We start from the raw sequence: 20,297 nt of genomic DNA on the forward strand, positions 1-20,297 counted from the left end.
ATGCGCCACAATACGGTACAAATGCCTGACGGCTATTTAAACAAAACACCGTTGTTTCAATTTATCCTGCTGTCCTGCCTGTTTCCGCTATGGGGCTGCGCCGCCAGCCTTAACGATATCCTGATCACCCAGTTCAAAACGGTGTTCGCATTGAGCGATTTTGCCAGCGCCCTGGTGCAAAGCGCCTTTTACGGCGGTTATTTCCTGATTGCCATCCCGGCGTCGATGGTTATCCGCAAAAGCAGCTACAAAATGGCCATTATGATCGGCCTGTCGCTGTATATCATCGGCTGCGTACTGTTCTATCCCGCCTCCCATATGGCCACCTATACCATGTTCCTGGCGGCCATTTTTGCCATCGCCATCGGCTTAAGCTTTCTTGAGACCGCGGCCAATACCTACAGCTCGATGATCGGTCATCGCGATTACGCGACCCTGCGGCTGAACATCAGCCAGACGTTTTATCCCATCGGCGCGCTGATGGGTATTGTGCTGGGGAAATACCTGGTGTTTCAGGAAGGCGGCAGTTTAAGCAGCCAAATGGCCGCCATGACGCCGGAGCAGGTGCATCAGTTCCGTCTCAATATGCTGGAACTGACCCTGGAACCCTATAAATACCTGATTATGGTGCTGGTGGTGGTGATGGTGCTGTTTATGCTCACCCGGTATCCCCACTGCAAACCGCAGCCCGATAAGCAAAACCGCCGCGCCGCGCCCGGCATGGGCGAAACGCTGCGTTATCTTGCCGGCAATGCGCGTTTTCGCAAGGGCATCGCGGCGCAGTTTCTCTATGTGGGCATGCAGGTGGCCGTATGGTCGTTTACCATCCGTCTGGCGCTGAACCTGGGGGCGGTAAATGAGCGTGACGCGTCCAACTTTATGATTTACAGCTTTATCTGTTTTTTTATCGGTAAATTTGTCGCCAATTTCCTGATGACGCGCTTTAACCCGCAAAAAGTCCTTATCGCCTATTCTATCCTGGGCGTGGCGACGCTGGCCTATGTGGTGCTGGTGCCGAACTTCACCGCCGTCTATGCCGCGGTATTTGTCAGCGTACTGTTCGGACCCTGCTGGGCCACCATTTATGCCGGCACGCTCGATACGGTGGATAATAAATATACCGAAGTGGCCGGCGCGGTGATCGTTATGGCCATCGTCGGCGCCGCCGTGGTGCCGGCAATCCAGGGGTATGTCTCCGATCATCTCGGGTCGATGAAACAGGCGTTCGGCGTGTCATTATTGTGCTTTGCCTATGTCGGTTACTATTTCTGGGGCGAACTGCGCAATAAACAACCGCGAATCGCGACCGCGGAATCGATGATGGATAACCAACTTTAAGCAAGGAGTCGATATTATGGCCGCTGTTATTCATCTTACGCGCCAGCAATTCACCGGACAGCCGTTTCGTCTGGTGGAGAATGGTGAACTTAGCGTCACGTTATTTACCTATCCTTCGGGTATCGAAGCCGTGACCCTGCGCAATAGCCGGGGGTTTATCACCCTGCTGCCCTTTTACGGGCAGATGGTATGGGACGCGCAGTTCGACGGCCATAGCCTGCGCATGGAGAACCCCTTTAGCGAGCCCAAATGGGGCGAGTCGGTGGTGGATACCTATGGCTGCTTTGCGTTCCACTCCGGCCTGCTGAGCAACGGCTGCCCGGCGCCGGAAGATACCCATCCCCTGCATGGCGAAATGCCCTGCGCACGTATGGATAGCGCTTTCCTGCTGGTGGATGGCGACAGCGTAACCCTGGGCGGCGGCTATGAATATGTTAAAGGCTTTGGTGATCATTACCTGGCGTCGCCCTCGGTCAGGCTGGGCGCCGGCGCGACACTGATGACCATCGCCATGCGGGTCACCAATCTGGCCAGCGTGCCGATGCCGCTCCAGTATATGTGCCATATGAACTACGCCTATGTTCCCCAGGCGACCTTTAGCCAGAATATTCCTGCCGCGGCGTTTGCGCTGCGTACCTCGATTCCAGGCCATGTGCACCCCACGCCGCAGTGGCTGGAATATACCGCCGGGCTGGCCCGCGATCCGTCGGCGCTTAAGGCGCTGGACCAACCGCAGTTCTACGATCCGGAAATTGTCTTTTTTGCCGACAACCTGGCAACCTATACCGATCGGGTGGAATGTGTTATGCAGGCGCCGGGGACGGGGCCGCGCTTTGTCACGCGTTTCGATACGGCGCAGTTTAACCATGCCACGCGCTGGATACTCCATAACGGCGATCAAAAAGTGGCGGCGTTTATCCTGCCGGCCACCTGCCGTCCCGAAGGCCATATCGCCGCCAGCCGGGCCGGCACACTGATTGCGCTGGAGCCGGGCGCGACGCGGGAATTCAGCGTGGAGACCGGACTGGCCGGTTAGCCTTCAGGACGCGGCACAATCGAATCGGCATGGCTGAGGTCAACGGCCGGCCGGCGAAAGCATCCGAATGCGTGTTCATGGCTGTTCAGTTGGCCCTTTTCCCGCTACAGTGGGAACATGATGAAAGATCGGGAGGGAGCCATGCTTTATATCTTTGATTTAGGTAATGTCGTGATAGATATCGATTTTAACCGCGTTTTGGGTGTATGGAGTAATCTCAGCGGTGTGCCCCTGGCCCGTCTGAAGAAACAGTTCGTCATGGGCGATGCTTTCGAGCAGCACGAAAGGGGCGATATTACCGATGAGGCGTTTGCCGCCCTGATCTGCAATGAATTGGGCATCGCCCTGAGTTTTGAGCAGTTTACCGCCGGCTGGCAGGCGGTGTTCGTCGGCGTGCGTCCCGAGGTCATCGACATCATCCATCGCCTGCGCGAACAGGGCCACCGGGTAGTGATATTGTCCAATACCAACCGTTTGCACTGCGACTATTGGCCGAGCCAGTATCCCGAGATCCAGCAGTGCGTGGATAAGCTCTATTTATCGCAGGACCTGGGCATGCGCAAACCCGACCCGGCGATTTATCGCGCCGTGCTCGAGCAGGAAGGGGTAAGCGCCCAGGACGCGGTTTTCTTCGATGATAACGCCGAGAATATCAAGGGCGCGCAAAGCATTGGCTTACAGTCGGTTCATGTAACGGATCCGGGCGTAATACCCGCTTATTTTGCGTAAGTGGCGTATTCATCGGGGAGGCTGTGGCGATGAGAGCTGCTTATCGGAAAAAATTTATCCGTTTTTTCTCGTTCTGTTCCCTGTTATATAAACGTATCGACCATGACGGGATGACGGTGCTGGCCGGCCATCTGGCCTATGTATCCCTGCTTTCGCTGGTGCCGCTGGTTACCGTCGTATTTGCGCTTATCGCCGCCTTTCCGGTCTTTTCCGGCGCCAGCGTCCAGCTGAAGTCGTTTATCTTCCATAACTTCATGCCGGCCACCGGCGACGTTATCCAGCGCTATCTCGAGCAGTTTATCCTTAATACCAGCCAGATGACGGCGGTGGGAACCTGCGGGCTTATCGTGACCGCGCTGCTGCTGATTTATTCGGTCGATACGGTGCTGAACACCATCTGGCGCAGCAAAAACAAGCGGCCGATCATTTTCTCTTTCGCGGTTTACTGGATGGTGTTGACGCTGGGGCCGATACTGACCGGCGCCAGTATGGTGATAAGCTCATATTTAATCTCCCTGACCTGGCTTAACAATACCGGCACCACGACATTCGTCACCCTGGTGCTGCGGATATTCCCGTTGGTGCTTTCCTGCGCCTCATTCTGGTTATTGTATTGCGTCGTGCCCACGGTGCGCGTTCCCGGCCGGGATGCCCTGATCGGCGCGGTGGTGGCGGGCGCGCTGTTCGAACTGGGTAAAAAGGCCTTCGGCTTATATGTCACCATGTTCCCATCGTATCAGCTGATTTACGGCGTGCTGGCGGTGATACCCATCTTATTTCTTTGGGTCTATTGGAGCTGGTGTATTGTATTACTGGGGGCGGAGATCACCGCCTCGCTGACGGAGCACCGGCGGTTGCGGCAAGAGGAGCGGTTATCGCGATGATTGCCTTGATACAACGGGTATTGCGCGCGGATGTCGCCATCGGGGGCTTAAGCGTGGGCGCCATCGGCCCCGGTTTGCTGATCCTGCTCGGCGTCGAACGGGATGACGACAGGCAAAAGGCGGCAACGTTATGCGAGCGCGTTTTGGCCTACCGCATCTTCGGCGACGGGCAGGGTAAAATGAATCTTAATGTCCGCCAGGCCGGCGGCGACGTGCTGGTAGTTTCCCAGTTCACGCTGGCGGCGCAAACCGATAAGGGGCTGCGCCCCGGCTTTTCGCACGCCGCGCCGCCCGCCCTGGCCGAAGAACTGTATGAGTATTTTAACGACTGCTGCCGTAAGAAGGATATCAGGACCGAGACCGGCCGCTTCGGCGCTGATATGCAGGTCTCGCTGGTGAATGACGGCCCGGTGACCTTCTGGCTTCAGGTATAAGACGTTAAAGCCCTTTATAGAGAGAACATGGCATGTATCACCTGCGCGTTCCACACACCGAACAAGAACTCAGCGACTACTATCAGTTCCGCTGGGAAATGCTACGCAAGCCGTTGCATCAGCCGCAAGGTTCCGAAAGGGACGCCTATGACGCGACGGCGCATCACCAGATGGTGGTCGACGAAAACGGCAAGCCGGTGGCCATCGGCCGGCTGTACATCAATGCCGACAATGAAGCCTCCATCCGGTTCCTGGCGGTCGACCCCCAGGTACAGGATAAAGGCCTGGGCACGCTGGTGGCCATGACGCTGGAGTCCGTGGCGCGCCAGGAAGGGGTCAAACGGGTGGTCTGCAGCGCGCGCGAGGACGCGGTGGATTTCTTCGCCAAGCTGGGGTTTATCAACCAGGGCGAAATCACGGTGCCGTCCACCACGCCGATACGCCATTTTTTAATGATCAAGCCCATCGTGACCCTGGATGATATTTTGCACCGGCCGGACTGGTGCGGCCAATTGCAGCAGGCCTGGTACCAGCATATTCCGCTCAGCGAAAAGATGGGCGTGCGCATCAGCCAGTACACCGGCCAGAAGTTTATGACCACCATGCCTGAAACCGGTAACCAGAATCCCCACCATACCCTGTTTGCCGGCAGCCTGTTTTCGCTGGCGACCCTGACCGGCTGGGGGCTGATATGGCTATTGCTGCGTGAGCGCCAATTGGGCGGCACTATTATCCTGGCCGATGCCCATATCCGCTATCTCACCCCGGTGACCGGCCGGCCCTGCGCCGTGGCGGATCTGGGTTCGCTGAGCGGCGATCTCGATCGCCTGGCGCGCGGACGCAAGGCGCGGGTACAGCTTGAGGTCGAGTTGTTCGGCAATGAAGATAAAGGCGCCATATTCAAAGGCGTTTACCTGGTATTGCCGCCAACGCCGGACAAGCCGCTGGAGCGCGGCGGCTCCCAGGCCGGCTAATATGGGCAAAAAGTGGGCATGAGGGACAAGTCATGCCGTTTACGGCGCCGCCGGCGCCAGTTCTCCGTTGACCATGGTTTGATCCACCGTTTGGCCCTGTACGTTCAGCGCATGCAGCCTGCCGTTCAGGGTGGGTTTAAACGGCGCGTTGGCGGGCATTTTCCCGGCCAGCGTGAGCTGCGTATTGCCGTTGCCCGGCAAGGGCGCCACGGGCCAGCCCCAGCGCTGCAGTATGTTTAACGGCACCGCCCGTCCGTTAAGATTCAGCGTAAACCCCCGTTCGCCCTGCTGGTTGATCACCGCCGTGGCCTCAAACAGCCCCTCGCCGGCAAAGGCGCTCAGTTCGGTGACGGCGATCCTGCCCTGGTCGGCGGTTAACGCCAGCGACGGGCGCCGGACATCGATTTTGTTAAAGGTGGCGTCGCTGCCGTTAAGGGTCAGGCTGCCGGACCAGATGCCCCATTGATGATCCCGCGCCAATACCAGGTTTTTGCCATAGCCGTCCAGCGCGGTGATTTGAAATGGAAACGCGGGATTAATATCTATCAGCAGATTGCGGTTGGCGGTAAATTTGTTCACCTGCACGTCGGCCAGCCACGAGGGCAGGGGTTGCAGCCAACTGTCCAGCCATTGCCCGGGCAAGGTATATTCCAGCCCAGCCACCATGAATTCGTCCAATTCCAGACGCTGGCCGTCCCGCAGCCAGCGACCCGAGGTGCGCATCAGTCCCCCCTGCCAGCGCCCGCTGAACTGGCGTATTTCGATGCCCTGCGGCGACAGGGTCATATTGGCTATGGGATCGTTTAAATGCACGGCGCCGTTAATCAGGTCGCTGGCGTTAAACGACAGGCTACCGTCATCCGACGACCAGTCGCCATCCTGAAAGGTAATATTGCGCAGGGTTAAATCCAGATCGCTAAAGGCCCAGTTCTTGCCTTCCATACGCGCATCAATCAAATCGAAGCGATGGATGGTGATTTTAGGCACCTCCGATAGCTGGCGCAGAAACTCATCCAGGCTTTGCGTGGTCTGCATGCGTACATTGCTCAGGCGCAGGTTATCCACCTGCCAGGCGCCGTCTTCGTCCCGCCGCGCATTGCCGGTTAATTCCCCCTGGGATAAATCGGCGCCCAGATTATCCAGCCGCAGCTGGTTATTATTGATTTCGCCCTGCACCAGGACGTTTTCCGCCGGGATGCCGTTAAGGGTGAGGGAACGGGCGCTGATCTGGAAACGGGCGTTACGCCCCAAGGGAAAGCCGGTCTGCGGTTGCCAGGGAGTGATGCCGGCATTGACGTTTTGACCGTTCAGCTCCCAGCCGCCGTAAGGGGACTGGATGGCCATGCCATTGAGCTGCAGCACATCCGCCTGCAGCGGGAATGCCAGCGAGGCGGGGTCCAGGTTTAGGGTGCCGTCCTGCAGCTGGATGCGGTAGAAGTGATAGGGATCGGTGAATTGGCGGATGCTGAATCCGGCCACCAGCCGTTTGGCCACAAGCGTAGCCCGGCGTTCTTTTTGCCCGAAAGAGATGTTGTCGAAATAAATGTCGCCCGGATCGGACCAGTTGTGGGTGATCTTATTAAACGATAATTGGTAGCCGGTATGCTGGGTGACTAACCGGCTAACCCAGCCGGCGCCCCAGGTGGTTTGCAGCAACACGTAGATCAGGATAATTATCAATAGCACTATCAAAAGTATTGATAATAAGAGTTTCCCAATAAATTTCATTGCTCAAATCCATCGCTGTCATAAAGGTTACCCAGTTTATGCCGTAATTAACGGGGCTTCTCAATAGCCAATGTGCTTCAGACAAAAAAAAGCCGCCGTATTGATACGGCGACCGCAAAAAAATGATAGCTAACTAATTAATTATGTTCCGGCGGGAACAATAAATTCAAGATGATGGCGGTAATGCCGCCGGCGGCAATTCCGGAGGACATCAGGGTCTTCAGCCACTGCGGCGCGAACTGCAAAATCAGCGGCTGCTGCGACACGCCCAGCCCTACCGCCAACGATAGGGCGATAATCATAATGGCGCGGCGATTAAGCCGTTCACGGGATACGATACGTACGCCGGACGCGGCGATGGTGCCGAACATGACGATAGTCGCGCCGCCCAGCACCGGCTCGGGAATATGCTGTACAAAGCCGCTGACCACCGGAAACAGCCCCAGCGCAATCAGCATCAGCGACACCACAAAGCCGACATAGCGGCTGGCGACGCCGGTCAGTTGGATGACGCCGTTATTTTGACCGAAACAGGAGTTTGGGAAAGTGTTGAACACGGCCGACAGCATTGAATTCAGGCCGTTGGCCAGCACGCCGCCTTTCAGGCGCCGCATATAGATGGGGCCGCGTACCGGCTGTTCCGAGACGTCGGAGGTGGCGGTAATATCGCCGATGGTCTCCAGCGAAGTGACCATAAATACCAGCATCAGCGGGATAAGCAGATCCCAGTCAAAACCCAGGCCGTAATACAGCGGGGTCGGCACCATGATTATGGATTGCGCCGGCGCGGGAGCGGTCTGCGGCAACATGCCCATCATCCAGGCCGCCAGATAGCCCACCGCCATGGCGATCACCAGCGAGGCGACCCGCAGATAGGGATTGCGCTGACGATTGAGCAGGATGATGACCAGCAGCACCACGCCCGCCAGCATCAGGTTTTTCGGCGCGCCGAAGGTATGATCGCCCATGGCGGCGAAACCGCCGCCGATGGAAGTCAGGCCGACCTGGATCAGGGAAATGCCGATAATCATCACCACGATACCCGATACCAGCGGCGTAATGATGCGCCGGGCCAGGTGCAGCACGCGGGATAATAAAATTTCCGTGCAGGACGCCACCATCAGCGTGCCGAACAGGGCCGCCATCATCGTGGGCACATCGGCGCCGCCGTTTTTCAGCGCCAGGCCGCCCATGATAAGCGGCGTGACAAAGTTAAAGCTGGTGCCCTGGATGGACAGCAGGCCCGATCCCACCGGTCCCCAGGTCTTGATTTGCAGCAGTGAGGCCAGGCCGGAGGCAAACAGCGACATGCTGATAATATGCTGCGTGTCCTGCGCCGGGAGCCCCAGCGCCTGGCAGATTAACAGGCCGGGCGTAATCACGGCGACAAACATGGCCAGCAGATGTTGGCAGGCGGCAAACAGGGTTTCCGCCAGCGGCGGACGATCGTCGAGGTGATAAATCAGCTCGCTTTTGGCAACGGGAATCGGCGCGTCATCAACGTCAGTGGCTGGCATGGTCATGGGGGGAAACATTCCTGGGCGGCAAAGGAGGCATTTTAATCATCCTGTTTTTAAAAGCAAACGATTGCTCGCGACCTGCGCCCGCGCCGGTTGATATAGGTCAATGCCGGCGCAGATTTCAGGCCGGCGCCCCGGGTGCCGATGCCGGCGGGAGTGAACAAGAGGGAATACTTATGGCTCAGGCGTTGGTATAGCGCACGCGCTCCGGCATCCAGCGCTCAATCAGCGCCTGGGCGGCGGCGGGATAGTGTTGGTGGATATGGCGCGCCAGCCGCTGGACTTCCGGGATCATGGCCTGGTCGCGCAGCAGATCGGCCACTTTGAATTCCGCGTTGCCGGTCTGGCGCGTGCCCAGCAATTCCCCGGGGCCGCGGATCTCCAGATCTTGTTGCGCGATGATAAAACCGTCGTTGGTATCCCGCAGCACCTGTAGACGCCGCTGCGCGGTTTTGCTCAGGGGCGATTTATAGAGCAGCACGCAGTGCGAGGCCACCGCGCCGCGCCCCACGCGGCCGCGCAGCTGATGCAGCTGCGCCAGTCCCAGGCGTTCCGGGTTTTCGATAATCATCAGGCTGGCGTTGGGCACATCGACGCCGACCTCGATAACGGTGGTCGCCACCAGCAAGTGAACCTCACCGGCCTTGAATGCCTGCATAATCTGCTGTTTTTCCTGTGATTTCATGCGCCCATGCACCATCCCGACGGTCAGCTCCGGCAGGGCGGCGGCGAGCCCCTCCCAGGTGGCCTGCGCCGCCTGGGCTTCCAGCAGATCGGATTCCTCGATGATGGTGCAGACCCAATAGGCCTGGCGCTGCTCCTGTAAGCAGGCTTGGCGCACCCGCTGGATGACATCTTCGCGCCGGGTGTCGGGAATGGCCACCGTGGTCACGGGCGTGCGGCCGGGGGGCAGCTCATCGATAACCGAGGTATCCAGATCGGCGTAGGCGGTCATGGCGAGCGTGCGCGGGATGGGGGTGGCGGTCATGATGAGCTGGTGGGGATGGAACCCCTGCGCCAGGCCCTTCTCCCATAATGCCAGGCGCTGATGCACGCCAAAGCGGTGCTGCTCGTCGATAATCACCAGCGCCAGCCCCGAGAATTGCACCTGTTCCTGGAAAATGGCATGGGTACCCACCACCATCGCCACCCTGCCGGCGGCGATGGCATCTTGCTGGGCAATACGCGCCTTGCCTTTTTGTTTGCCGGCCAGCCAGCCCACCTCAATGCCCAATGGCTCAAACCAGTTGCGAAACGTTTGCGCATGCTGCTCGGCCAGCAGTTCGGTGGGCGCCATCAAGGCCACCTGCTTGCCCTGGGCAATGGCTCGCAGCGCCGCCAGGGCCGCCACCAGGGTTTTACCCGAGCCGACGTCGCCCTGCACCAGACGCATCATCGGCACGGGTAGAGCCAGGTCGCTCTCGATTTCCGTCGCCACCCGTTGCTGGGCGCCGGTGGGCGCGAAGGGCAGCCGGCCGAGGAATTGCTGCTTGAGATGATGATCGGCGGTCAGCGCCAGCGCCAGCTCCTTGCGTACCCCAGCCCGCACCGCCAGCATACTGAGATTATGGGCCAGCAGCTCCTCCAGGATCAGCCGCCGTTGCGCCGGGTGTTTGCCCAGCTCCAGATCGGCGAGCGAAATGTCCGGCGCCGGACGGTGCAGAGTGCGCAGGGCGTCGGGCAGGCTTATCAGGCCCCGGCTCAGCTCCGGCGGCAGCAGCTCGGCAATCGGGCAGGTATCAAGCAGGGTCAGCGCCTGGTCTGTCAGGCTGCGCAACGTCGCCTGGCGCACGCCTTCGGTGGTGGGATAGACGGGAGTTAACGACGGCGCGAGGGTGACGTCGTCATGATCGCCGAGCACATGATATTCAGGATGGATAATTTCGGCGCCCTGCTGGCCGCGGCGGATTTCGCCATAGGCGGTAACGCGCCGGCCGGGAGCCAGGCTATTTTTCATCGCGGCGTTAAAGTTGAAAAACCGCAGGGTCATCATGCCGCTGTCGTCGCGCATGCGGCAGGTCAACATGCGCCGCCGGCCAAAGCTGATATCGCAGGCCAGCACCTCGCCCTGCACGGTGACAAACATGCCGGGCAGCGCATCGCCAATGGGGTAGAGACGGGTGCGATCCTCGTAGCGCGAGGGCAGATGCAGCAGCAGGTCCTGCAGGTTTTCCAGGCCAAGCCGCGCAAGCCTTGCCGACTGGGCGGGGCCGACCCCTGAAAGCGAACTCAGCGGTATGGCATTCAGCAGACGGCCTTCCATCATTCAGCACTCCGTGGCAGGTAAACTGGCCCGCAATGGCGGAACGGCCATGATGTCGCGCCGGTTGGCGGCCAGGTTGTTAGTTGCGGTTACGGGTGACCCGGATGACATCCGGCATAACGCGTATTTTACGCATAATATTCGCCAGATGGACACGGTCGCGCACGGTCAGGCGGATAAACGCGCTATAGACCCGCCCGTCTTTCTCTTCGGTGTTCAGGCTTTGGATATTGGAATCGGCGGCATTGATAGCCGCGGTCAGGTTGGCCAGCGCGCCCTGGTGATTAAACATATCCGCTTTAATCTCGGCGATAAACTCCTGCTCGGTATCCAGATCCCATTCCACCGCCATGAATTTTTCCGCTTCTTTCTGGTAGCCGCGGATATTGCGGCAGGATTCATGATGAACCACCAGCCCTTTACCCGGGCTGACATGGGCGATAATCGGATCGCCGGGAATAGGGCGGCAGCATTTGGCAAAGGTGATAAGCACGCCTTCCGCGCCTTTGATCGGCAGGGTTTTGGGACCGGAAACGGAGGCGCCGGACGGCGCCATATTGGACTGGTCGCCCTGCAGATTACGGGCAATCACCACGCTCATGGCGTTGCCCAGGCCGATTTCCGCCAGCAGATCGTCCAGGGAGGCCAGTTTCATCCGGTCCAGTTCATGCTGGATATTTTCCGGCGGCACCTCGGCCAGTTTACGGCTGCCGCCAAGGGCGTGGTTCAATAAACGCCGGCCCAAACTGACGGAATCGTCGCGTTTGAGGTTTTTCAGCATCTGGCGAATTTTGGCCCGCGCCTTGGAACTGACGACAAAATTCAGCCAGGCGGCGTTGGGACGGGCGCCGGGGGCGGTAATAATTTCCACCGCCTGTCCGCTGGTCAGGGCCTGGGACAAGGGGTAAGGCTGGCGATCGACCCTGGCGCCGACGCAGGCATGGCCGATATCGGTATGCACCGCGTAGGCAAAGTCCACCGGCGTGGCGCCCGCCGGCAGTTCGACGATGCGTCCTTCCGGGGTAAAGACGTAAATTTCGTCCGGAAACAGATCGGACTTAACGCTTTCAATAAATTCAAACGAGCTGCCGGCGCTTTGCTGCAGCTCCAGCAGGCTTTGCATCCAGCGCTGCGCGCGGATCTGCGCCGTGGTGCCGGTTTCACCCTGTTCTTTATAAGCCCAGTGCGCCGCCACGCCCATTTCCGCCATCTGGTCCATGTCCTCGGTGCGGATTTGTACTTCCACCGGTACGCCGTGGGGGCCGATCATCGAGGTATGCAGGGATTGATAGCCATTGGCCTTGGGAATGGCGATATAGTCCTTCACCCGTCCCGGGCGCGGTTTATACAGGCTGTGCATCTGTCCCAGTACCCGGTAGCAGGTATCCACTTCGCCGACGATGACCCGGAAGGCGTAGATATCCATGATGGAGTGAAAGCGCTGCTCTTTGAGATGCATTTTGCAATAAATGGAGTACAGATGTTTTTCGCGTCCGCTGACGCGACAGGGAATGCCCGCTTCGGTCAGCCGTCCTTCAATTTCCGCCAGGATTTTCTGGATCATCTCTTTGCGGTTGCCGCGCGCCGACTTGACCACTTCCTTGATCACCCGGTAGCGGTTGGGATACAGCGCCTCGAAGCCCAGTTCCTCAAGTTCGGTCTTAAGGTGATGGATACCCAGCCGGTGGGCCAGCGGGCTATAGATTTCCAGGGTTTCGCGGGCGATGCGGCGGCGTTTATCAGGACGCAGCGCGCCAAGGGTGCGCATATTGTGGGTCCGGTCGGCCAGCTTTATCAGCACCACCCGGATATCCTGCACCATGGCCATGATCATTTTGCGGAAATTTTCCGCCTGGGCTTCTTTTTTGTCGCGAAACTTAAGCTTATCGAGTTTCGACACGCCTTCGACCAACTCGGCCACGGTTTTACCGAACAACTGCTCCATGTCCTGGTAGGTGGCCGGGGTATCCTCAATCACATCATGCAGCAGCGCCGCCATCAGCGTCTCATGGTCAAGACGCATTTCGGCCAGAATACAGGCCACGGCCACCGGATGGGTGATATAAGGCTCGCCGCTGGAGCGTGACTGTCCCTCGTGAGCATCACGGGCGACAAGGTATGCCTGCCGGAGGAGTTTAATCTGATCCTCGGGCAGGTATCGTTGAATCAGCAGATTCAGGCTTTCAAACAGATACAATTGTGAACCGTTGTCCGAATTTAGCGACGACCTTCAGCAATAGCGGTTACCGCCTGGATTTCCGCGGCTTCCTGCTCCTGCTGTTCCTGGCGATCCCGCAAGTCGAGGATCTGATTGGTAATCAGGCCTTCTTCTATTTCACGCAGGGCGATAACGGTGAATTTGTCGTTTTCTTCCGCCACCAGGGGATCTTTACCGCCGACCTGAAGTTGGCGAGCGCGACGGGCAGCGACCAGCACCAGGTCAAAACGATTACCAATTTTTTCAACGGCGTCTTGTACAGTTACGCGTGCCATATGTGAGCTACTCCGCAAATAGAGAAATGACTGGGCATCATACTGAAAGTTGTTTCAGTCCGCCAACAGTTTGGTGATTAAAGCGTCATGCCGTAATTTTTGCCGGCCCAGACGCAGACGTTCGGCACGAATAATGGTTTTTAAATCCATCAGGGCCGTATTGAACTCGTCATTCACAATCAGGTAATCATACTCGGCATAATGCGACATTTCCGCCACCGCCTGCGCCATACGGCGGGCAATGACCTCTTCGCTATCCTGCCCGCGGCCGCGCAGGCGCCGATCCAGCTCTTCCCTGGACGGCGGCAGCACAAAGATGCTGCGGGCCTGGGGCATGCGCTCGCGAATTTGCTGCGCGCCCTGCCAGTCGATATCCAAAAACACGTCCACGCCGGTGGACAACACCTGTTCGATGGCCTCGCGCGACGTGCCGTAATAATTGCCGAAAACGTTGGCGTATTCGAGGAAGCACTCCTCCCCGATCATGCGCTTGAACTCAGCCTCCGAAATAAAAAAATAATGTTCCCCGTCTTTTTCCCCCGGACGTATGGGCCGCGTGGTGTGGGAGATCGATACCTGGGTGTCGTAAAGCGGTTGTGTTTTAAGCAACGCCTGGATCAGGCTTGATTTTCCCGCGCCGCTGGGAGCGGAAACAATGTAAAGCGTACCATGAACCATAGTGGGAATTTTTCGGCTGTAGTTGATGTCTGTAGTGGATAACCGTCGTTGATGAATCGACGCGTGAAGACGATATCGTCTCACATTATACACGGCATTGATGCAGGTTGCAGCTTCCCTTGCTGTTTAGCGCCGGGCTTTTGCGCCCTTGGCGCCAGGGTGACGGCGGCGGCAAGCATAGCGGGCGCTCAAATAATGGATGTGGTTTACGCTTTTTCGATTATTACATAAAGGAAACTTAAGTGATGAGCCGCTAACTATTTCAGAATCATAGGGGGATGGGATGTCATGGTCAACGTTGCCCCGATAGTAGTCGCATATATCCAGCGAGGTTGGGCTTTATTAACGGCCAGTTTTCCATTCAACCCGGTGTGGCCGAAAAAGCAATAGACATGCATTTATCAAGAATTGCTTATACTTTTGCTACCCGAAGGCGTTCCCTCATCGACAAATAACGCCCTGTGGATGAGGGAAATTTGATACTGCTTATATTTTAGAGCGGCATGGTTTATGCCGCCCATTAAATAGGATATGCAGCGGTCTAAACCGACAATTAACGCTGGCCTGCTTCGAGGGTATTGCAAATTTCACCGAATTTTTCCAATTGCGCTTCAGATAAAGGCGCCAGAATACGCTCAAGGATAGTACGATGAGTCTGCTGGGCAATTTCCAGTTTATCGCGTCCTTTTTCTGTAATATAAACATGTTTAACCCGGCGGTCGGTCGGGCTTTGCTGGCGCTGCAGCATTTCGTCTTTCTCCAGGGCGTCCAGCACCGTCACTACCGTACGGGAAGAAAATCCCATATAATTTTTGATATCCGTGGCGCTGGTCTTGCCATGGGTAATCAATTGCAGGATCTTCATTTTGGACAATGAAAGTCCTTCATTGACCAATTGGCCGTTCACTTCTTTTCTCAGGCGATGATAGATGCGAGATAAAGATTCTACGGTAACTGACATGTCTATTTTTTTGTCCATTGTCGTTCCTCTCTGTAAATTAAGACGATTTACTCGCCGCGATGGCAGGTTAAAAGCTGTTATATTGATACAGGGATTAATTTATCCCTCCGGCATTGAGTTAGTGAAAAACGCCTTGCACAGCAATAACGTTCTACCCGCAATCCACCGGTAGCAAAGAAACCGTCAATATAGTTCGCGCAAAGCGCTACAAGAATCATGAATTGCCCTTCCCTAAGAAGAGCCATTTACAATATTGATTGTTAAAGCCAGTGCAGTTTATATGAATATTTTCTATTTTGAAACATGGCTAATAGAAAAATACGCATGTAATATTGAAATATCACGGCAGTGATATTTTATTTTATTTTATTACTTTTATATTAACTTTATAGCCTGCTATCTTTATATTTTTACAAAAAGTAAAAAATAATAACTTCATGATATATATAGGTATTTTACAAATAACATCAATTAAAAAAGTGACTCACTTATATTGTTAAGTAATAAAATAATAAAGATTTAAAAAAATTAATTTAAATAAATTCCTCACAAAAACATCACCGCGGAATAATTTCCGGGAAATTTTCATTTAAATAACTGATTTATAATCATAATTTTTTCGTTTTACCAAAACCCGGCTAAGACGTCGACGAATAACCGTGAAGTATCAAGGCGTTATTATTTTATACTCCAGCGCCAGGCTGTAAATGCGTCGGCGATAAATCTATTGTCGCGCCGCGAATAGGGGTGGGTAGGGCCGGGACACCTATAATCAATACGTATCTGTTCATTTCGGAGGATAGCCGATGTTTAGCCATATCCAACTGGGCGCACGGGAGCTGCCGCGCATGATTGCCTTTTATGATCGCGTTCTCGCCGAGCTGGACTTAGTAAGGATGACGCCGCAGGAGCTGGACTGCCCCGCCGGCATTATCTGGAGCAAAGCCGGTCAGCGCTGGCCGCAGTTTGTGGTCCGGCGTCCCATCAACGGCCTGCCCGCCACCTGGGGCAACGGTTGCCAGGTGAGTTTTGCCGCGCCATCGCAGGACGCGGTGGCCTCAGCCTGGTCGGTGGCCCTCAGCCAGGGCGGAATCGACGAGGGCGAGCCCGGTGTCCGCGCCATCTATGCCGATGATTTTTACGCCGCCTACTGCCGCGATCCCGAAGGCAATAAACTCTGCTTCGTCCATGCCGGCGGGGTAAATCCCTAGCGGGAAGCGCGGCGAGGCATACGGCGTTCTTATATGTCGTTTTTTTGCTAAAACGCGTCGTAATAACGACGTTCAATGGGTGTAAACACTGGCAAGCTTGCTTACGTTTCCTGCTGCCATCAAGCAGAATCCGGCCTGTCCACCGTGGCCTTACCGGTGTGCCGGCGGATGTTCCTTAGCGAAAACTTAAACAGGCTGGGCTTATGTTTTTTTACCTGCTTCGGCGGCTTATGCTGGCGGCGTCAGTGATGTTGCTCGCCATCTCGTTACTTTTTTGCCTGGTGTTCCTGGTGCCGGGCGATCCGGCGTCGGTGGCGCTGGGGCCGCGCGCCAGCGAAGCGCAAAAACAGGCGCTGCGCGAACATATGGGGCTGGACCGGCCGGCCGTCGTGCAGATCGCCCGCTTTATCGCTAACGTGGCCACCGGCGATCTAGGCGAAGACGTCCTCACCCACCGGCCGGTGGCCCAATTGATTGCCCGCGCCCTGCCCAATACCCTGATTCTGGCGCTGTCGGCCATCGCCTGGGCCATTCTCCTGGGCATCCCGCTGGGCTGCTGGGCGGCGCTGCGCCAGAACAGCCTGGCCGACCGCCTTATCGGCCTGATGTCCACCAGCGTTATCGCCCTGCCGGCCTTTGTGGTGGCTATCTATGCCCTGCTGATTTTCGCGGTCACCCTGAAATGGTTTCCCGCCATTGGCGCGGGACAGCGGGACGATCCCGTTTCCCAGCTGAATGCCCTGGTACTGCCGTCGCTGACGGTGGGCCTGAGCTGGATCGGTTATCTATCGCGGCTGGTGCGGGCGTCCATGTTGGAAGTGCTTAAGGAGAACCATATCCGCACCTATCGGGCGTTCGGCATCGGCGAGCGGCTTATCGCCATGCGTTATGCGCTGCCGATTGCGGTAGTGCCGGTGGTATCTGTGCTGGGGGTCGGCATCGGCTCGCTGTTATCCGGCGCGGTGCTGACTGAAATCGTTTTTGCCCGTCCCGGCCTGGGCAAGCTGGCCTTTGATTCGGTGATTTCACGTAATTTTCCGGTGGTGATGGGCACGGTGGTGGTGACCTCCGGCTTTTATGTGCTGGCCAACCTGATTGCCGATTTGATTAACACTTTTCTCGATCCGCGCGTGCGGCAGGAGCTTTGACCATGGCTCTTATCACCACCAATACCCCGGTCGCGGCCACCCCGGTTTCCGCCGCCGCGCCGCGTCCCGGCGCCTTTCGCGTGCTGCGCCAGGTCTGGTCGGGCGGGATGGGCCGTTTTGCCCTGATCTGCGTCGCCGCGCTGCTGGCCTGTGCCGTTTTCGCCCCGTGGCTGGCCCCGCACGATCCCATCGCCATCAAGGCGGCGCTCAGGCTGAAGGGGCCAAGCATGGAATATTGGCTGGGCAACGATCAGCTGGGGCGCGATATTCTCTCGCGCCTGATTTATGGCAGCCGTATCGCCATGACGGTGGCGTTTATCGGCACCGGCGGCGCGCTGTTGATCGGGTCCATGCTGGGGCTGCTGGCCGGGTATGGCCCACGGCAAGTCGATACGCTGCTGATGTTGTTTTGCGACGCGCTGATGTCGATTCCGATGATTTTATTCGCGCTGGCGGTGGTGACGCTTATCGGCTCAAGCGTCGTCACCATCATCATGATCATCGTCACCTTTATGGTGCCGGGGTATTTCCGGGTCGTGCGCAGCCAGACGCGGGTGCTGAAACGTATGGAATATATTGTCGCCGCCCGCGCCATGGGCGCCTCTCCCCTGAGCGTGGTATTCCGCCACCTGATCCCCAATCTGGTGGGTACCTTGCTGGTACTGGTGGCCATGGATATCCCGGCGGTGATCGCCATCGAATCCGGCCTGAGTTTCCTCGGCCAGGGCGTGCAGCCTCCCGACGCCAGCTGGGGCACGGTGCTCAACGACGGTTATTCCTATATCCGCCAGGCGCCGCATATCGTTATCGCCGCCGGCATCCCCATTATCCTGGCCACCCTGGGGTTCACCTTTCTTGGCGAGGCGCTGCGCGACGCGCTTGACCCGCGCACCGCCCGGCAATCCAGAGGAGAGAGCTGATGGCCCTGCTGGACATCCACGATCTGTCGGTCACCTATGACTCGGCCAAAGGTCCGCTGAAAGCGGTGCGTAATATTTCCCTGTCCGTGGACAAGGGCGAGGTATTGGGATTGGTGGGGGAGAGCGGCTCGGGCAAATCGACGCTGGTCGGCGCCATGCTGACCCTGCTGCCGGCCAACGCCCATGCGAGCGGTCAACTGCGCTACAAGGACCAAAACCTGCTCGACCTGCCGGAATACGCCAAGCGACGGCTGCGCGGCAACGGCATCGCCACGGTTTCCCAGGACCCGTTTACGGCCCTGAATCCGGTGATTACCATCGGCAGGCAACTGCTGGCGTTTCAGCACCATAAATCGGGATCTAAAGCGGAAAAGCTGGCGCGCGCCCTGGTAATGCTTGAGCGCGTCGGAATTTCCGACCCCAAAGGGCGGTTAAAGCAATACCCGCATGAGCTGAGCGGCGGCATTCGCCAGCGCATCGCCATCGCCGCTGCCCTGCTGACCGAACCGGAACTGCTGATCGCCGACGAACCCACCACCGCGCTGGACGCCACCACCGAAATGCAGGTGGTGGAGGTGCTCAGGGCCAGCCGGAAGCTGGTGGACGGCGCCATTATTTTTGTCACCCACGATTTACATCTGGTCAGCGCCCTGTGCGACAAGGTGGCGGTGATGTACGCCGGGGAAATTGTCGAAGCCGGGCCGATAAAGCAGATTTTTTCCGCGCCGTCCCATCCGTATACCCAGGCGTTGCTGGCCTGTGATCCTGAACGTATCGAGGTGGCGACGCGGGAACTGCCGTTTATCGCCGGCTCGGTGCCCATGCCCAGCATCAATCGCGTCGGCTGTCCTTTCCAGCCCCGCTGCGGTGTGGCCTTTGCTCCGTGCGGCGTGCAAAACCCGCCCGACACCCTGCTTGACGCCGACGGTTGGGTGGTTCGTTGCCATAAGGTGAATGCCCATGCTTGAGATCCGGGATTTAGTCGTCCGCTACAAGACGGGCACCCTGCTGAGCCGCCTGCGGCCCGGCGCGGTCCGCCATGTCGATGTGTTGGCGGGCGTCAGCCTGCATGTGCCGCCGGGCAAGACGTTGGGCCTTATCGGTGAAAGCGGCAGCGGCAAAACCACCCTCGGCCGCGCGGTTATCGGCCTGGCGCCTACGGCGCGCGGCAGCATTCAGGTCAACGGCCGCGAACCGCATGACGCCAGCGATTTGTCCTGGCGCGCCATTCGACGGGAAACCGGGCTGATATTCCAGGACCCGATGGCCGCGCTCGACCCGCGCATGACCGTCGAACATCTGGTTACTGAGCCGTTTACCGTCAACGGCCGGGAGATTAAACGCCGGGTGGAGGCCTCCCGGCTGCTCGACCTGGTGGGGTTGCCGTCGCTGTTCCTCGACCGCTATCCCCATCAGCTGTCCGGCGGCCAGGCGCGGCGGGTGGCGGTGGCGCGGGCGCTGGCACTGCGTCCGAAGCTTATCATCGCCGACGAACCCACGGCGGGGCTGGATCTGTCGGTGCAGGGCGAGTTGCTGAACCTGTTGACCGCCCTGCAGCGCGAGCTGGGCATGAGTTACCTGATCATTACCCATAACCTGGCCATCACCCGCCACGTTACCGACCGTATCGCCATTATGTATCTAGGGCGCATCGTGGAAACCGGTCCGACCGACGTGGTGTTCCGCCAGCCGGCCCATCCCTATACCCGGGCGCTGCTGAGCGCGAAAAGCAAACATAATCCGCCCAATGCCGGCGTGCTGACCGGCGAGGTGCCCACCCTGGCGCGCCGGCCTTCCGGCTGTGAATTCCATACCCGTTGTCCCCTGGCGACCCTGCTTTGCCGGACCGCCGCACCCGTATTACGTCCCCTCAGCGGGGAGCACCAGGTTTCCTGTCATACCCCTTTGATTAACGCGCAACCCCAACAGGCTCAGCCCAGCCGCATCATAGTTAAGGAGATGCATCCATGAAAGGCCCCT

General features: G+C 57.8%; 18 protein-coding genes. 11 read left to right on the forward strand and 7 right to left on the reverse strand.

Going from position 1 to position 20,297, the window contains the following annotated elements:
* The 6 genes from fucP (at window position 1) to fabY (ending at window position 5,395) form a co-directional block, all read left to right on the forward strand.
* Window positions 1-1,338 carry an L-fucose:H+ symporter permease gene (gene fucP, locus ACL2XQ_RS26455; RefSeq protein ID WP_413727437.1) on the forward strand — a complete coding sequence of 446 codons (1,338 nt, stop codon included), beginning with the start codon at window positions 1-3 and terminating at the stop codon, window positions 1,336-1,338.
* Between the two features lie 16 nt (window positions 1,339-1,354).
* A complete protein-coding gene (locus ACL2XQ_RS26460; protein ID WP_413739871.1) occupies window positions 1,355-2,374 on the forward strand; it encodes an aldose 1-epimerase family protein in 1,020 nt (339 codons plus the stop codon).
* 141 nt (window positions 2,375-2,515) lie between these two features.
* A complete protein-coding gene (yihX, locus tag ACL2XQ_RS26465) occupies window positions 2,516-3,103 on the forward strand; it encodes a glucose-1-phosphatase (protein ID WP_410012813.1) in 588 nt (195 codons plus the stop codon).
* Between the two features lie 29 nt (window positions 3,104-3,132).
* Entirely contained in the window at window positions 3,133-3,987 is an 855-nt protein-coding gene (locus tag ACL2XQ_RS26470) for a virulence factor BrkB family protein (RefSeq protein WP_410012812.1), read from the forward strand.
* Window positions 3,984-4,421 carry a D-aminoacyl-tRNA deacylase gene (gene dtd, locus ACL2XQ_RS26475; protein ID WP_410012811.1) on the forward strand — a complete coding sequence of 146 codons (438 nt, stop codon included), beginning with the start codon at window positions 3,984-3,986 and terminating at the stop codon, window positions 4,419-4,421. Before ACL2XQ_RS26470 ends, dtd begins: the two co-directional genes overlap by 4 nt.
* A gap of 32 nt (window positions 4,422-4,453) precedes the next feature.
* Complete coding sequence (gene fabY / locus ACL2XQ_RS26480) at window positions 4,454-5,395, forward strand: fatty acid biosynthesis protein FabY (RefSeq protein ID WP_413731569.1); 942 nt, start codon at window positions 4,454-4,456, stop codon at window positions 5,393-5,395.
* A gap of 39 nt (window positions 5,396-5,434) precedes the next feature.
* On the opposite strand, the gene ACL2XQ_RS26485 is transcribed toward fabY, so the two are convergent.
* From ACL2XQ_RS26485 to ACL2XQ_RS26515, 7 genes are all read right to left on the reverse strand, one after another.
* Window positions 5,435-7,123, reverse strand: coding sequence for an AsmA family protein (locus ACL2XQ_RS26485; protein WP_410012809.1), 1,689 nt, complete (start codon window positions 7,121-7,123; stop codon window positions 5,435-5,437).
* A 137-nt stretch (window positions 7,124-7,260) separates the two neighbouring features.
* On the reverse strand, window positions 7,261-8,640 hold the full coding sequence (locus ACL2XQ_RS26490; RefSeq protein ID WP_410016667.1) for a nucleobase:cation symporter-2 family protein: 1,380 nt from the start codon (window positions 8,638-8,640) through the stop codon (window positions 7,261-7,263).
* Window positions 8,641-8,824: 184 nt separating this feature from the next.
* Window positions 8,825-10,906, reverse strand: a complete 2,082-nt coding sequence (recG, locus tag ACL2XQ_RS26495; RefSeq protein WP_410016666.1) for an ATP-dependent DNA helicase RecG — start codon at window positions 10,904-10,906, stop codon at window positions 8,825-8,827.
* Between the two features lie 79 nt (window positions 10,907-10,985).
* The gene (gene spoT / locus ACL2XQ_RS26500; protein ID WP_410012808.1) at window positions 10,986-13,103 is read right to left on the reverse strand and encodes a bifunctional GTP diphosphokinase/guanosine-3',5'-bis pyrophosphate 3'-pyrophosphohydrolase; all 2,118 of its coding nucleotides are present in this window, start codon (window positions 13,101-13,103) and stop codon (window positions 10,986-10,988) included.
* A 20-nt stretch (window positions 13,104-13,123) separates the two neighbouring features.
* Window positions 13,124-13,399, reverse strand: a complete 276-nt coding sequence (gene rpoZ, locus ACL2XQ_RS26505) for a DNA-directed RNA polymerase subunit omega (RefSeq protein ID WP_132924177.1) — start codon at window positions 13,397-13,399, stop codon at window positions 13,124-13,126.
* Window positions 13,400-13,453: 54 nt separating this feature from the next.
* On the reverse strand, window positions 13,454-14,077 hold the full coding sequence (gene gmk, locus ACL2XQ_RS26510) for a guanylate kinase (protein WP_410012807.1): 624 nt from the start codon (window positions 14,075-14,077) through the stop codon (window positions 13,454-13,456).
* Window positions 14,078-14,630: 553 nt separating this feature from the next.
* The gene (locus ACL2XQ_RS26515; protein WP_410012806.1) at window positions 14,631-15,056 is read right to left on the reverse strand and encodes a MarR family winged helix-turn-helix transcriptional regulator; all 426 of its coding nucleotides are present in this window, start codon (window positions 15,054-15,056) and stop codon (window positions 14,631-14,633) included.
* Window positions 15,057-15,844: 788 nt separating this feature from the next.
* Between ACL2XQ_RS26515 and ACL2XQ_RS26520 the strand changes: the two genes are divergently transcribed.
* The 5 genes from ACL2XQ_RS26520 (at window position 15,845) to ACL2XQ_RS26540 (ending at window position 20,288) form a co-directional block, all read left to right on the forward strand.
* Window positions 15,845-16,249, forward strand: coding sequence for a VOC family protein (locus ACL2XQ_RS26520; protein ID WP_410012805.1), 405 nt, complete (start codon window positions 15,845-15,847; stop codon window positions 16,247-16,249).
* 203 nt (window positions 16,250-16,452) lie between these two features.
* Window positions 16,453-17,397, forward strand: coding sequence for an ABC transporter permease (locus ACL2XQ_RS26525; RefSeq protein WP_413739872.1), 945 nt, complete (start codon window positions 16,453-16,455; stop codon window positions 17,395-17,397).
* A 2-nt stretch (window positions 17,398-17,399) separates the two neighbouring features.
* Complete coding sequence (locus ACL2XQ_RS26530) at window positions 17,400-18,317, forward strand: ABC transporter permease (protein ID WP_410012803.1); 918 nt, start codon at window positions 17,400-17,402, stop codon at window positions 18,315-18,317.
* Window positions 18,317-19,285: an ABC transporter ATP-binding protein gene (locus tag ACL2XQ_RS26535; protein WP_410012802.1), complete on the forward strand. Its 969-nt coding sequence runs from the start codon at window positions 18,317-18,319 to the stop codon at window positions 19,283-19,285. The genes ACL2XQ_RS26530 and ACL2XQ_RS26535 overlap by 1 nt, the downstream gene beginning before the upstream one ends.
* Window positions 19,278-20,288, forward strand: coding sequence for an oligopeptide/dipeptide ABC transporter ATP-binding protein (locus ACL2XQ_RS26540; RefSeq protein ID WP_413721770.1), 1,011 nt, complete (start codon window positions 19,278-19,280; stop codon window positions 20,286-20,288). The genes ACL2XQ_RS26535 and ACL2XQ_RS26540 overlap by 8 nt, the downstream gene beginning before the upstream one ends.
* Window positions 20,289-20,297 lie beyond the last annotated feature (9 nt).

This window comes from Sodalis sp. RH14, from assembly GCF_047324285.1.
Classification (GTDB): Bacteria; Pseudomonadota; Gammaproteobacteria; order Enterobacterales; family Enterobacteriaceae; genus Acerihabitans.

What these genes read in the sequence shown, in the direction of transcription:
- gmk (WP_410012807.1), bottom strand. Translation starts at nt 14,077, where the DNA reads ATGGTTCATGGTACGCTTTACATTGTTTCCGCTCCCAGCGGCGCGGGA.
- ACL2XQ_RS26485 (WP_410012809.1), bottom strand. Translation starts at nt 7,123, where the DNA reads ATGAAATTTATTGGGAAACTCTTATTATCAATACTTTTGATAGTGCTA.
- ACL2XQ_RS26515 (WP_410012806.1), bottom strand. Translation starts at nt 15,056, where the DNA reads ATGGACAAAAAAATAGACATGTCAGTTACCGTAGAATCTTTATCTCGC.
- ACL2XQ_RS26535 (WP_410012802.1), top strand. Translation starts at nt 18,317, where the DNA reads ATGGCCCTGCTGGACATCCACGATCTGTCGGTCACCTATGACTCGGCC.
- ACL2XQ_RS26530 (WP_410012803.1), top strand. Translation starts at nt 17,400, where the DNA reads ATGGCTCTTATCACCACCAATACCCCGGTCGCGGCCACCCCGGTTTCC.
- fabY (WP_413731569.1), top strand. Translation starts at nt 4,454, where the DNA reads ATGTATCACCTGCGCGTTCCACACACCGAACAAGAACTCAGCGACTAC.
- ACL2XQ_RS26540 (WP_413721770.1), top strand. Translation starts at nt 19,278, where the DNA reads ATGCTTGAGATCCGGGATTTAGTCGTCCGCTACAAGACGGGCACCCTG.
- fucP (WP_413727437.1), top strand. Translation starts at nt 1, where the DNA reads ATGCGCCACAATACGGTACAAATGCCTGACGGCTATTTAAACAAAACA.
- ACL2XQ_RS26520 (WP_410012805.1), top strand. Translation starts at nt 15,845, where the DNA reads ATGTTTAGCCATATCCAACTGGGCGCACGGGAGCTGCCGCGCATGATT.
- ACL2XQ_RS26525 (WP_413739872.1), top strand. Translation starts at nt 16,453, where the DNA reads ATGTTTTTTTACCTGCTTCGGCGGCTTATGCTGGCGGCGTCAGTGATG.
- yihX (WP_410012813.1), top strand. Translation starts at nt 2,516, where the DNA reads ATGCTTTATATCTTTGATTTAGGTAATGTCGTGATAGATATCGATTTT.
- recG (WP_410016666.1), bottom strand. Translation starts at nt 10,906, where the DNA reads ATGGAAGGCCGTCTGCTGAATGCCATACCGCTGAGTTCGCTTTCAGGG.
- ACL2XQ_RS26460 (WP_413739871.1), top strand. Translation starts at nt 1,355, where the DNA reads ATGGCCGCTGTTATTCATCTTACGCGCCAGCAATTCACCGGACAGCCG.
- rpoZ (WP_132924177.1), bottom strand. Translation starts at nt 13,399, where the DNA reads ATGGCACGCGTAACTGTACAAGACGCCGTTGAAAAAATTGGTAATCGT.
- dtd (WP_410012811.1), top strand. Translation starts at nt 3,984, where the DNA reads ATGATTGCCTTGATACAACGGGTATTGCGCGCGGATGTCGCCATCGGG.
- ACL2XQ_RS26490 (WP_410016667.1), bottom strand. Translation starts at nt 8,640, where the DNA reads ATGCCAGCCACTGACGTTGATGACGCGCCGATTCCCGTTGCCAAAAGC.
- ACL2XQ_RS26470 (WP_410012812.1), top strand. Translation starts at nt 3,133, where the DNA reads ATGAGAGCTGCTTATCGGAAAAAATTTATCCGTTTTTTCTCGTTCTGT.